The organism is Paenibacillus haidiansis (genome assembly GCF_036553665.1).
Lineage (GTDB): Bacteria > Bacillota > Bacilli > Paenibacillales > Paenibacillaceae > Fontibacillus > Fontibacillus haidiansis.
Genome location: NZ_JAZHPZ010000001.1, coordinates 76,168 through 88,788, shown reverse-complemented (window position 1 = coordinate 88,788; position 12,621 = coordinate 76,168). Strand labels below are relative to the sequence as shown.

The window sequence follows — 12,621 nt, the reverse complement described above, 5'->3', positions numbered from 1 at the left end:
TTTGCCGGAAAACCTGAAAATAGAGTTTAGAACAAGTTTTATCAAGGGGGAAATCGGTACTCATGTGGGGTGCTCCTGTATCAGAACGCGCCAAGAGCATTATGCTGCTTGGGGGCGGGGAACTGGGCAAGGAAGTCGTCATTGAAGCGCAGCGTCTCGGCCTGCGGACGATTGTCGCCGACCGGTACGAGCATGCTCCGGCCATGGGAGTCGCCCATGAAGCCCACTGCATGGATATGCTCGACGGAGAAGCTTTGGAATCGCTGATTACCCGGGTTTCGCCGGATATTATCGTGCCCGAAATCGAAGCGATCGCCACAAAAGTACTGGTGGAATTGGAGCAGGACGGCTTTAAAGTCATTCCTACGGCGAGAGCCGCCCTGCTGACGATGGACCGCGAAGGGATCCGCCGGCTGGCGGCCGAAGAGCTTGGCCTGCCGACCGCCGCTTACCGCTTTGCGGACAGCTTGGAAGAACTGGAGGCAGCCGTCGCGGAGATCGGCGTTCCTTGCGTCATCAAGCCGCTGATGAGCTCCTCGGGCAAAGGCCAAAGCGTGTGCCGCAAGCGGGAAGATGCCGCGGCCTGCTGGAACCTGGCCTTGGAAGGAGCCCGCGCCAAACAAACGCGGGTCATTGTCGAAGCGTTCGTTCCTTTTACCAGCGAAATTACGCTGCTTACCGTTCGCTCCGCATCCGGCACCATTTTTTGCCCTCCGATCGGCCATATCCAGCAGGACGGGGATTACGTCGAATCGTGGCAGCCGCATGAAATGAGTGAAGCGCAGATTCGGGAAGCCCAGGCGATCGCGCTTAAGATCACGGATGCGCTGGGCGGCTACGGATTGTTCGGCGTTGAGCTGTTCGTTACGAAGGAAGGAATCGTCTTCAGCGAAGTGTCGCCAAGACCGCACGATACGGGCATGGTCACGATGGTCACGCAGGATCTGTCGGAATTTGCTCTGCATGTCCGGGCCATTCTCGGACTTCCGATTCCCGGCGTGGAGCTTCTGACTCCCGGAGCGTCGGCGACCTTGAAAGCCGACCGTGAAGGCGAAGATTTTGGGATCAGCGGCTTGGAAGAAGCGCTGTCCCTGCCGAGAACGCAGGTCCGCGTCTTCGGCAAACCGTTGTCCAAACCGGGCAGACGCATGGCCGTCGCCCTCAGCAGCGCCGATGATGTAGAAACAGCCCGCAGCCGCGCGAAGCAAGCGGCGAGTCTATTAAAGGTGGTATGGTCCAATTGAGTACTCAGGTTTGCGCTCCGGCCTTGGTGATCCGGAAAAGTTGTTGTGAGGATGCCCAGCATCTGCTTCCCTTGATGCGTCAGCTTCGTTACCCGACTACACCGGGTGTGCTGAAAGAGCGTCTTTCCATGCTGGAAGAACATGACCAGCTTTGCGGTTTGGTTGCAGAACTGGACGGAGGTGTCGTCGGCACGATCTTTCTGAAGCAGCATCAGACGCATGATATGGCAAAACCTGTTACTCGCATTACGGCCTTGGTAGTCGACGAGAAGCACAGGGGTAAAGGAATCGGCAAGCGCCTGCTATCGGAAGCGGAAGCGTGGGGCAAAGGGCACGGCAGCTCGCAGCTGTTTGTTTCCGTCGCCGGCGAGAACCGAATATCCGCCAAATCGTTTTACGAGTGCTCTGGATTCAACTGCTCGGGTTACCGTCTGAGCAAGGATTTGGTATAGCGGAGCAAGGACAAATTCATAGTTTATAAGACAAACGGGGCAGACGCAAAGTAATCGATCTTACTTTGCGTCTGCCCCGTTTTTTCGATCTGTATTATCTTGTTTTCACGACCGGGATCCAGATTTCACTTCGATAATTCGGAACGGCGGTGTCTTTTCCTTCATTCCGCAAAATTTCCGGACCTTCGCTCAGCTCGTAGCCGGACGATGGGAACCATTCGGAATAAACGCGGCCCCATACGTTCTGCAGCTCATCCGGAAATTTACCGACCGCTTCAAATACGGCCCATGAGGAAGCAGGCACATCCAGTGAAGCCAAATCCTCGGGGCAGGGACGGGTCGTCGCCACCCCGATATAATGATCCAGCTCGCCTTTTTCCTCCATCCGCCCCTCGGAAAAATTCGCCGACGCGCTGATGATCCCTGCCGGTTCAACATTGGACAGCTCCTTAAGCAAGGCGATGAGCTCCTCATTTAAGCTCTTCGTCATCGCGGCGATTTCCGGGTTCACCCCCTCAAACTGAATCGGCACCCGTTTTTTGAGCCCCACGATGCGAAAGGCTTCTTTTTCGACAATGCGGTAATTCATTTCGCTTCCTCCTCGAATCGTTAGCTGGAAGGTCATCCGCGGATAAGCTTTCAACGTTGAACCGCTGTTTCTGGCTTCGGACGGAGTGATCCCGTGCATGGCCGTAAAAGCTCTGGCAAATGAATCCGGAGAGTTATACCCGTATTTCAAAGCGATGTCGATGATTTTTTGCCCGCTTTGCTTCAGTTCGAGGCCCGCCATTGTCAGCCGCCTGCGGCGAATATACTCTGACAGCGGAATGCCGGCCAGAATCGCGAACATCCGTTTAAAATGATATTCCGAGTAATAAGCCCGGTCGGCCACCTCTTTCATATCCACGTCAGCGGTCAAGTTCTCCTCGATATAGTCCAGCGCCCGGTTCATGTTTTGCAGCGTATTCACCTGCTTCATCCCTCCCTCAGGTTTAAGAATAATCAAACGGCGGCGGGTTTACCCGACAATTCGAGCCGAGTTCTGCAGGGTACAAAGGAAAAAGACCGCCAAGGACAAGGATGCGCCCCGTGGTCTTACTCTACATATTAAGAAATGCCGTTAAGCCTTGCGGGCTGTGAGCCCGAGGATCAATTTGTCGCGTACATATGCTGCTCCGGAAGCGCATCGCTGGGGCGGCAATACTTGCGCCGGTAGATTTCCATTTCCCCCCGAAAAGTAAGCTTAAGGAGCGAGGAAGTCGAGAAATCGTCCGGTGTCGTAAGCCCAGCGGATTTGTCGAGCAGCTTCACGCCGCATTCCTGGAATACGCTGCTGACGAACTGGGAGCAGAAATAGGAGTTTTCCCCGCCCAGCTCCGTATTCAAGATAACGCCCAATAATCCAAGATAATTGTAGCTGTACAAATCGCGGTTTTCTTCAAACCGGCGGACATAAGCGCGCATTTCATTATAGGTTCCCTCGTCGACGGAGTAACTGTACAGAGCGCAGGTGGCCCGTTCGAATACGCGCGAATGGATGTTTTCCTTTACAAAACCGCCGAACATAGGCAGCAGGGGATGCTTCCTCCCGAAGCTGTACATTTCGCTGAGTTCGGGATCGAACGCGATGGAAGCGTGATTGTAAGGGGCTCTGGTATATAAACCGATCATCTTTGCCACGACCGTGTTGGGATTGCTCAGCATGATATAAATTTGTTTGGTTTTCATATTATTCGACCGCCATTAATTTAATATTGGATATGTATGCCAATCAATGGTGTTCCATTTGATATTAACATGGTACTGGCTCCCAGAAAATACCGAAACGGCCCTAGGGCGGAATTTTGAACTGGACCAAGGTCGTGGATGGCCCTGATTATTGAAATTGCTTACATTTACAAAAGGATGCGGATACGATAAAATCGGGAAGGAAATTTAGGGGAAGAGGATGGTCTTCAATGTATAAGCTGATATTGGCCGACGACGAAGAAGATGTGAGAGAAGGGCTGCTGCAATTAATCGATTGGGAGAGTCTGGGTCTGCGGGTGGCGGATACGGCGGAGAACGGCAAGGAAGCGATGGAGCTTATGGAGAAGCATCTCCCCGACATCGTGGTCACCGATATTCAAATGCCGTTTATGAACGGCCTGGAGCTTTCCGAATGGATTCGGTCGACCTATCCGGCCACGAAAATCATTATTCTGACCGGTTATGAAGAGTTTGAATATGCGCAAAAGGCGATCCGGCTCGGCATAGACGAATACGTGCTGAAGCCTTTTTCCGCGGCGGAGCTTGCGGCCAGTTTGCGGAAAGTCAAAGAGGGAATCGACGAGGAGCGGGCGGCCAAAGAAAATGTCCAGCTATTGACGGAGCATTACCGCAAAAACCTGCCGATTCTGCAAAACCTGTTCTTGTCTTCGCTCGTCTCCCGGCGCCTGACCCGGAATGAAATCCGCGAGAAGAGCAGGCACTACGAATTGAATCTCGAAGGCGAAGGCTACATGGTTTCGGTGATGCGGATCGATCCCCTTCCCGCCCTCGGGGACAAAGAGGGGAGCAAGGCGGCCTCGGGATCATCTCCCTCGCTTCGCGAGACGAATGATATGCAATTGCAGCTGTTCGCCGTATTCAACATCGCGGACGAGATAGTCGGCCGGAATCCGCGGGACCACGTGTTTATTCATCATGACGAGATTGTGCTGCTAAGCGTTTTTGAGAGCGCTGACATAGAGGACACGGTCGCTGCGACGCTCGATTTGCTGGAGGAAATCCGGTTCAGTGTGGAGCGGTATTTGAAGCTGACGATTACGCTGGGAGCCGGTTCGGCGGTTACCGGTATTGGCGAAGTCTTTTCTTCCTACCAGGAAGCGCTGCGGGCGCTGGATTACCGGCTGCTGTACGGCGGCAATAAAGTGATTTGGATTAACGATGTCGAGAACCGGCAAACCGTCCCTTTTGTGTTTGACGAGATGAAGGAAAAGGAGCTGATTCGCTGTCTGAAGGTCGGCAGCGACCGGGAGCTTGCGGAACTTTTGGATGAACTGTTTAGCGGGCTCGTGGATAGCCGGATATCGTCCCAGGACTTCCAGGTTTATCTGCTTATGATGCTGACCGCGGTCATCAAGGCGGCCCAGGATGTGCATCAGGACCTCGATAAGCTGTTCGGCGACGGCAGTTCTTTCCTTGGCCAGGTGACGAAATTGTCGCATGCGGCGGAAGCCAAGCGGTGGTTTTCGGGGATATGCCTCAAGCTGAAGCACCGGGTGGCGAGCGAGCGCCAGACCGGTTACGGTAAGCTGGTGGAGGAGGCGAAGGATTATATTCAGCGCCATTACGGGGAGACCGACATTTCCATCAGCAAAGTGTGCAAGCAGCTTCATATCAGCACGGGCTATTTCAGCAATATTTTCAAGAAAGAAACGAAAATGACCTTCGTCAATTATCTAATGAGCGTCAGGATGGATGCGGCCCGGGAGCTGCTGCGGACAACAGACCTGAAGGCGTTTGAAATTGCGGAGCGCGTCGGATTCGCGGATCCGAACTATTTCAGCTTCTGCTTCCGCAAGAAATTCGGCATTTCGCCCAAAGAATACCGGGGAGGAGCAAGGACGGTATGAAATGGCTCCGCGCAATCACCCGGTTCTTCAAGGGCTTTCATGTCCGGAAAATCCAGGTGCTCATCTCCGTGTCTTCCATTACGATTACAATTCTGACCGTACTGCTGGTCAGCATGCTGCTGTTTAACCGTTTCTCCAAAGCGGCTGAAGAGAGCGCTTATTTGAATCTGGGACAGATCATCCAGCAGGTCAACGCCAATCTTGAGCTCTACGTCAGCGGAATGCAGGATACGTTTGAAGTGGCGCAACGAAATATGAACGGCGTGTCCGACATCCCCGACGACCGGAAGTTGGGCGAACAGCTCGAAACGATTCTGACCACGCGCAAGGATTTGGTCTCGCTGGCTTTGTTTACCATGGACGGGGAGCTGGTCCGTGGCGTTCCGGACGTCCCGATGCGCAAAAATACGCGGCTGACCGAACAATTGTGGTTCGAGTCGGCGATTCGTAATCCGGATGCGCTGCAATTTACGCCGCCCCATATCCAGAATCTGTTCAAGTCGGACTACCGCTGGGTCGTGTCGATGAGCAAAGTGATCACATATCGGGACGATTCGCGGGTGAAGCAGGGCGTATTGGTCATGGATATCAATTTCCGGACGATCGATGAGCTGAGCCAGCGGGTGGAGCTGGGCAAGAAGGGATACGTCTATATCATCGACAGCGTCGGGAATATCGTCTATCACCCGCAGCAGCAGCTCATTTATGCCGGGCTCAAATACGAAAACCTGGAGCCGGTGCTGAATTACGCCTTCGGGAGCTATCTCGACGAGTCCGAAGGGGAGCAGCGCATCATAACGATCCGGACGGTGAAGCCGGCGGGGTGGAAAATCGTTGGCGTTGCTTACGCCGATGAATATCTCACGACGAGCAAGGAGTTGGGCGGTTTTTTGTACGGGTTCTTACTGGCGGCCATCGCGGTGATTCTGGTGATCAATCTGTATGTCTCGGCGAAAATATCGCAGCCGATCCGGCACTTGGAGCGGTCGGTTCAAGCGGTCGAGAAGGGCGATTTCGGCACCAACGTCTACGTCAGCGGAGCTTATGAGGTGGAGCAGCTCTCGAAGCGGTTCAATCTGATGCTGCGGCGGATCCGCGAGCTGATGGACCAGATCATCCGCGAGCAGGAGGCCAAGCGGAAAAGCGAGCTGGATGTATTGCAGGCCCAGATTAATCCGCATTTTCTCTACAATACGCTCAACTCGGTGACCCGGATGGCTGAGCTCGGGCGAAATGACGAGGTCGTCACCATGATCACCTCGCTGTCGCGGTTCTTCCGCATCAGCTTGAGCAAGGGCAGCCATATTGTTTCCGTTCAGGATGAACTGGAGCATGTACGCAATTATCTCATTATTCAGACGATCCGTTTCAAAAACAAGTTCCGTTACGAGATCCAGGCCGATCCGGAGAGTCTCGATTGCCTTACGTTGAAGCTCATTTTGCAGCCTTTGGTCGAGAACGCCATTCATCACGGGATTGAGAAATCGGCCGAGGCCGGGTTTATCGGGGTTTATGTTCGCCTCAGCAGTGAGCGGCTGCAATTCGTCATCAAGGACAACGGAATCGGCATGACGAAACAAACGGTGGAAAAATTGCTGTCCGGAAACCTGCGCAGCGAAAGCGGGTCGGGCGTCGGCGTGATCAATGTGCAGGAGCGGATCGGGTTGTATTACGGCAAGCCTTACGGGCTTCATTTTGACAGCGAGCCGGAAGAAGGCACGATGGTTACGATAACGCTGCCGATCGTCAGATCCGAACCTTCAAAGAAAGAAGGGGAAGTATTATGAAGCTGAGCGGTATGCTCGCCAAAGGAGCGTTTCTCTTGCTTTTGCTGCTGCCGCTCACGGCTTCCTGCGCCCCGGCCGGCAGCATGCAAAAAGATGAAAAGATGCTTGTCGTCGATATGATCGTCAAGATGGACCGCGGCGATTATTGGAATACGATCAAAATGGGAGCAGAGGTGGCGGCCAAGGAGTTTAACGTAAAGCTGAATTTTCTCGCTCCCGATAACGAGAACGATTATAAAGAGCAGATCGGGCTGATGGAGGAGTCGATCTCCCGCCGTCCGGACGCGATCGTGCTGGCCGCCAGCGACTATGAGGCGCTGGGGCAGGTGACCGACCGGACTTCGTATTACGATATCCCGGTTATCTCGATGGACTCGGAGGTGGCCTCTACGAAGGTGAAAACCTATGTCGGCACGAACAATTACGAAGCCGGGCAAAAGGCGGCCGAGCGGCTGGTGGAATTGACGGGGGAACAGGCGTCCATCGGGATCGTCAATTTTGTCAAAGGAGCGCGCAATGCCGACCAGCGGGAAGAGGGCTTTCTCGATTACACGGCAAGATTCCCCGGCATCCGCGTCGTGGACATTCTCTATTGCGGGTCGGACGAGGCGCTGGCATACCGGCTGACCAGGGAGATGCTGCTGAAATACCCCGATCTGGACGGGCTCGTCTCGCTGAGCGCGGAATCGTCCATCGGCGCCGGCCGGGCGGTCGAGTTCATGGGCTACGGCGGCAAAATCAAAATGATCGCGTTCGACAACCCGCCGGAAATGCTGGAATTGCTCCAGGAGGAAACGGTGCAGGCGATGGTGGTGCAGAATCCGTTCAACAACGGCTATATGGCGGTTTCGGCCGCGGTCAAGGCCGCGCGCGGCGAGCGCCTGGAGGACAAAATTCAGACGGGAATCAAGCTCATCGATCTGGACAACATGCTGTGGCCGGAAAATCAGAAGCTGTTGTTTCCGTTTGTGAAGTAAAAAATCTAAAGGCAATTTTGTAAATAGGGCGGGTGGAATTTTCATGGAGCATCGGGATTGGATTGAGGCGGTTCAGCGGATGCAGGACTATATCGAACAGCACTTGCAGGAGCGGATCACCTTAAAAGCACTGGCGCGTACCGCCGGCTATTCGCCGTGGCACTCTGCAAAAATATTTAAGGAACTGACGGGAAAGCCCCCCTTCGAGTATATCCGCTCGCTAAGACTGACCCAAGCCGCACTTCAACTGCGCGACGATCGGGATAAGGTCGCCGAAGTGGCCCTCGACTTCGTGTTCGATTCCCACGAGGGGTTTACCCGGGCATTCCGGAAGGAGTTTGGCGTCGGGCCGATGGAATACAAGAAAGCGGCGCCTCCGATCTATCTGTTCAAACCGTCGCCGATCCGCGATACTTATTATCCGGAACTCGCCAAAGAAAAATTGGACTCCCCTCTTCGGCAATCCTATTATGTTCAGGTTACGGATTTCCCGGCGAGGAAACTGATTTTAAAAAGAGGACGTGGAGCGGAAGGGTATTTTCAATACGTAAAGGAAGTGGGCTGCGATGTTCTGGGTCTCTTATGCAGTGTTAAGGAAGCGCTTTATGAACCGGTAGGCATGTGGCTGCCGGAATATCTGCGCCCCGAGGGGACATCGGTTTATGTTCAGGGAGTTGAGGTGCCTCGCCAATATGACGGAATCGTGCCGGAGGGATTGGAAATACTGGATCTGCCAGCCTGTAAAATGCTGATCTTTCAAGGAGAGCCCTTTGAGGACGTACGTTTCCGGGAGGCCGTCCGGAATTTGCAATCCGTAATCCGTAAATATGACCCTTCAGCGATCGGATATGAATGGGCGGATGACGCGGCTCCCCGCTTCCAAATGGAACCCCAGGGATATCGCGGATATATCGAGGCCCGACCGGTAAAGCCGATTTGATCCCATTTTCACAAAGGAAGTCAAGAACGCCACTGCCGTTTTTGTTATTCTCTTCACGGAAGATCAATTGCGAAAGCGAAAGGATGATTCTCATGGAGATGAAAGAAGCGGTAAAGAGGCATATTCATTATTTGTGCCAAGAAATCGGCCCGCGGCCTACAGGCTCGGATAATAACCGGCATGCGGTCGAATACTGCCTCAAGGAATTGAAGGAAGCGGGTCTAAGGGTTCACCTCCAGGAATTTGACTGCATGGACTGGAAAAATAACGGCGCTGTCTTAACGGTGGACGGGCATCCCGTACAGGTGGTCGCGGCCGATTATTCGCTTCCGTGCCGGTGCGAGGCGGAAATCGTTCCGATCGGAACGGTTTCGGCATTGCGCGAAAGCGATTTGAAGGGAAAAATAGCGGTGCTGTTCGGGGAGCTATGCAAGGAGCCGCTCATGCCCAAGAATTTTTTCTTTTATAACCCTGAGGAGCATAAGGAAATAATTACTCTGCTGGAGAAGAAGGGACCTCTGGCCGTCATCACTGTAAGCAACACTCCCAAATTGCCGGTCCCGGTAATTGAGGACGGTGATTTCGATATTCCCTGCGCGGCGGCGGCAGGAAACGATTTGCCGGTATTTCTCGGCGCCGCCGGTTCCAAGGCCTATCTTCATGTCAAGGCCGAACGGAAGGCGGCCAAATCTGCGAACGTCATCGCTGCCTTCGGGAACGGGCCTTCCACCTTGTCCTTTTCCGCCCATCTCGATACGAAACCGGCTTCGAGCGGAGCATTGGACAATGCGTCCGGTGTGGCTGTGTTGCTTGCTCTTGCGCCATTACTGAAGAACAAGAAATTGTCGCATAAGGTGGAAATTGTTTTCTTCAACGGAGAGGATTATTATTCTGCACCCGGCGAAATGGCTTACCTGTCTTCCGATCTTTTTCGTTCCGGAAACTATACGCATGCCTTTAACATTGACGGCGTTGGCCTGATCGGCAGCAACACCTCTCTCTCCTTCTATGCAAGCTCCCCGGAGTTGGAACGGCTGATCGGAGACCGTGCTGGGAAAATACCCGGATTTGTAGTTACGGAGCCTTGGCCGCAAGGGGATCATATGTTGTTCGCCTCCACGGGAATTCCAACCGTCGCGGTAACTTCAGCGTCCATTTTCGGGTTGGCGGATAGTATTCTGCATACGCCCGATGATAATTTGAGTCTGTTGGATCCCGATAACCTTGTTCGGGTTATCCGGTTTCTTGAGTCTTGCCTGGAGGATTTGGCCATCGGGTAACCGGCGGCGACCATCCGGAATTCCGTGTACTCCCCGCCATCGGGGAGTACTTTTTTGACCATGGGGTAAATTACTGAATGAATCTAGATTGCTCCATCAAACGGAAGGAGAAAGATTGATGAGTGAGAAAGATATGCTGCACACGGGAACGGTGGATACAACCCGGGTCCTCGATGATCTGTGGTGCATTCGTACCTTGATGGTGAATGTCGTATTTATCGGCGAGCCAAATTCGGGCGACTGGATTATGGTCGATACCGGGCTCGGGCCGTTCAGGAACGCATTGGAGCGGGAAGCGGACAGAATATACGGACGCCCGCCGAAAGCGATCGTTTTGACGCACGGTCATTTCGATCATGTCGGCAATGTAATCGAGCTGGCCGATCATTGGGGGATTCCGGTCTATGCCCATGTCGACGAATTCCCATATCTGACCGGGCTGAAGGATTACCCCGAAGGCGACCCGTCCGTCGGCGGCGGGCTGATGGCGGGGGTGGCCCCGGCGTACCCGAACCGGGCCATCGACCTGAAGGAAAGACTGTCCCCGCTGCAAGACGACGGACTTGTGCCCGGAGCGCGGGATTGGCGCTGGGTTGCCACACCAGGACACAGTCCAGGGCATATTTCTTTGTTCCGTGACCGGGACCGCACGCTTATAGCGGGGGATGCGTTTATCACGGTCAAGCAAGAGTCTGCGCTCGCGGTAATGCAGCAGAGCAAAGAGCTGCATGGGCCGCCGATGTATTTTACCCCGGATTGGGGCCGGGCCGAGGAATCCGTGAAAGCGCTGGCCGCGCTCGATCCGGAAACCGCCGTTACGGGCCACGGCCAGCCGATGTCCGGAGAAGAGCTGCGCGGCGGGCTGAAGCGGCTCGCGGACCATTTTAACGAGCTGGCCGTGCCGAAGCAAGGGAAGTATGTCGGTACCGAAAAGAAATAAATAAGGTTTGAAATAGCCGAAAATCGGCGGAGGCGATTCACGATTGCCTCCGATTTTTTTTGTAATTATCAAAATAACATCATCAGAATTTTAATAGAATATCTCAGGATTTTTGATTCGCAAGCGGATCGAAAGCAGGCATAATGAAAACGTAACCATGAAGAAAGAAATATTACAATATCATTCCAGGAGGTCAAAAGAATGAAAAAAGTCGGTACGGCATTATTGGCTGCATTATTGCTCGGAGCTACGATGGCGGGCTGCTCTAGCGGCGGAAACAAAGGAAGCGGCGGAAGCGGAGAACCGTCGGTAGGCGTTGCGATTTACAAGTTTGACGACACCTTCATGACCGGGGTGCGCAATTCCATCGAGAAGAACGCCAGCGGTATCGCCAAAGTCGATATCGTCGACAGCCAAAACTCGCAGCCTACCCAGAACGATAAAATCGACTTGTTTCTGACGAAGAATACGGACGCATTGGTTATCAATGCCGTTGACCGTACCGCTGCCGGTGTCATTATCGATAAAGCCAAAGCGAAGGACACGCCGGTGGTGTTCGTAAACCGTGAGCCGCTTCCGGAAGACATGAAGAAATGGGATAAAGTATACTACGTCGGTGCGAAAGCGGAAGAATCGGGCACCATGTCCGGCCAAATCATCGTGGATTATTGGAAAGCCAATCCCGAAGCGGACAAAAATGGCGACGGCGTGCTCCAATACGTCATGCTGAAAGGCGAACCGGGCCACCAGGACGCCGAGCTTCGCACGCAATACTCCATTCAAGCGGTGGAAGACGCCGGCATCAAGGTTGAAAAGGTAGCCGAGGATACCGCGATGTGGGACCGCGTAAAAGGTCAAGAAAAGATGGCCGCCTTCCTTGCGGCGAACGGCGACAAGATCGAAGCCGTATTCGCCAACAACGACGATATGGCGCTCGGCGCGATCGAGGCGCTGAAAGCGGCCGGATATTTCACGGGCGACAAATATATGCCGGTAGTCGGCGTTGACGCTACCGCTCCTGCCATTCAAGCGCTGGAACAAGGCACGATGCTTGGCACCGTACTGAATGATGCCGAAAACCAAGGCAAAGCCTCGATTGTGCTGGCATCCCAATTGGCGAAAGGCGGCGAAATCACGAAGGACAGCATCGGCTACGACATTACCGACAATCAATATATCTGGATTCCTTATCAAAAAGTGACGAAAGAGAACGCAGCCGATTTTAAATAAACCGCTGTACCCGCTGGCATTGCCGTCAGGACTTCTCATCAAGAAGCGGGGCATGGGAGGTTCGCGACCCGTGGGGCCGGACCTCCCGATTTATTGAAACCACGCGTTTAGGAGGAAACGATCGCTGTGCCTCTGTTGGAAAAGGACTATTTAG

At 53.8% G+C, this 12,621-nt stretch carries 11 protein-coding genes; 9 read left to right on the top strand and 2 right to left on the bottom strand.

Annotation, left to right across the window (positions count from 1 at the left end; translation table 11 throughout):
- Positions 1–62: 62 nt before the first annotated feature.
- Together purT and V3851_RS00370 are read left to right on the top strand one after the other, a co-directional pair.
- A complete protein-coding gene (gene purT, locus V3851_RS00375; protein ID WP_331844514.1) occupies positions 63–1,244 on the top strand; it encodes a formate-dependent phosphoribosylglycinamide formyltransferase in 1,182 nt (393 codons plus the stop codon).
- Entirely contained in the window at positions 1,241–1,696 is a 456-nt protein-coding gene (locus V3851_RS00370; protein ID WP_331844513.1) for a GNAT family N-acetyltransferase, read from the top strand. The genes purT and V3851_RS00370 overlap by 4 nt, the downstream gene beginning before the upstream one ends.
- A 94-nt stretch (positions 1,697–1,790) precedes the next feature.
- Here V3851_RS00370 and V3851_RS00365 read toward each other — a convergent pair whose 3' ends face one another.
- Entirely contained in the window at positions 1,791–2,648 is an 858-nt protein-coding gene (locus tag V3851_RS00365) for an AraC family transcriptional regulator (RefSeq protein ID WP_414859252.1), read from the bottom strand.
- A 197-nt stretch (positions 2,649–2,845) separates the two neighbouring features.
- Positions 2,846–3,424, bottom strand: a complete 579-nt coding sequence (locus V3851_RS00360) for a hypothetical protein (protein ID WP_331844511.1) — start codon at positions 3,422–3,424, stop codon at positions 2,846–2,848.
- Positions 3,425–3,654: 230 nt separating this feature from the next.
- On the opposite strand from V3851_RS00360, the gene V3851_RS00355 reads away from it, so the two are divergent.
- From V3851_RS00355 to V3851_RS00325, 7 genes are all read left to right on the top strand, one after another.
- Positions 3,655–5,313, top strand: coding sequence for a response regulator (locus V3851_RS00355; RefSeq protein WP_331844510.1), 1,659 nt, complete (start codon positions 3,655–3,657; stop codon positions 5,311–5,313).
- The gene (locus V3851_RS00350; protein ID WP_331844509.1) at positions 5,310–7,100 is read left to right on the top strand and encodes a sensor histidine kinase; all 1,791 of its coding nucleotides are present in this window, start codon (positions 5,310–5,312) and stop codon (positions 7,098–7,100) included. The genes V3851_RS00355 and V3851_RS00350 overlap by 4 nt, the downstream gene beginning before the upstream one ends.
- The gene (locus tag V3851_RS00345; protein ID WP_331844508.1) at positions 7,097–8,077 is read left to right on the top strand and encodes a substrate-binding domain-containing protein; all 981 of its coding nucleotides are present in this window, start codon (positions 7,097–7,099) and stop codon (positions 8,075–8,077) included. Before V3851_RS00350 ends, V3851_RS00345 begins: the two co-directional genes overlap by 4 nt.
- A gap of 43 nt (positions 8,078–8,120) precedes the next feature.
- A complete protein-coding gene (locus V3851_RS00340) occupies positions 8,121–9,017 on the top strand; it encodes a helix-turn-helix transcriptional regulator (RefSeq protein WP_331844507.1) in 897 nt (298 codons plus the stop codon).
- Between the two features lie 92 nt (positions 9,018–9,109).
- Complete coding sequence (locus tag V3851_RS00335; RefSeq protein ID WP_331844506.1) at positions 9,110–10,297, top strand: M28 family peptidase; 1,188 nt, start codon at positions 9,110–9,112, stop codon at positions 10,295–10,297.
- A gap of 118 nt (positions 10,298–10,415) precedes the next feature.
- Positions 10,416–11,237, top strand: a complete 822-nt coding sequence (locus V3851_RS00330) for an MBL fold metallo-hydrolase (RefSeq protein WP_331844505.1) — start codon at positions 10,416–10,418, stop codon at positions 11,235–11,237.
- 201 nt (positions 11,238–11,438) lie between these two features.
- Positions 11,439–12,467, top strand: coding sequence for a galactose ABC transporter substrate-binding protein (locus V3851_RS00325; RefSeq protein WP_331844504.1), 1,029 nt, complete (start codon positions 11,439–11,441; stop codon positions 12,465–12,467).
- Positions 12,468–12,621 lie beyond the last annotated feature (154 nt).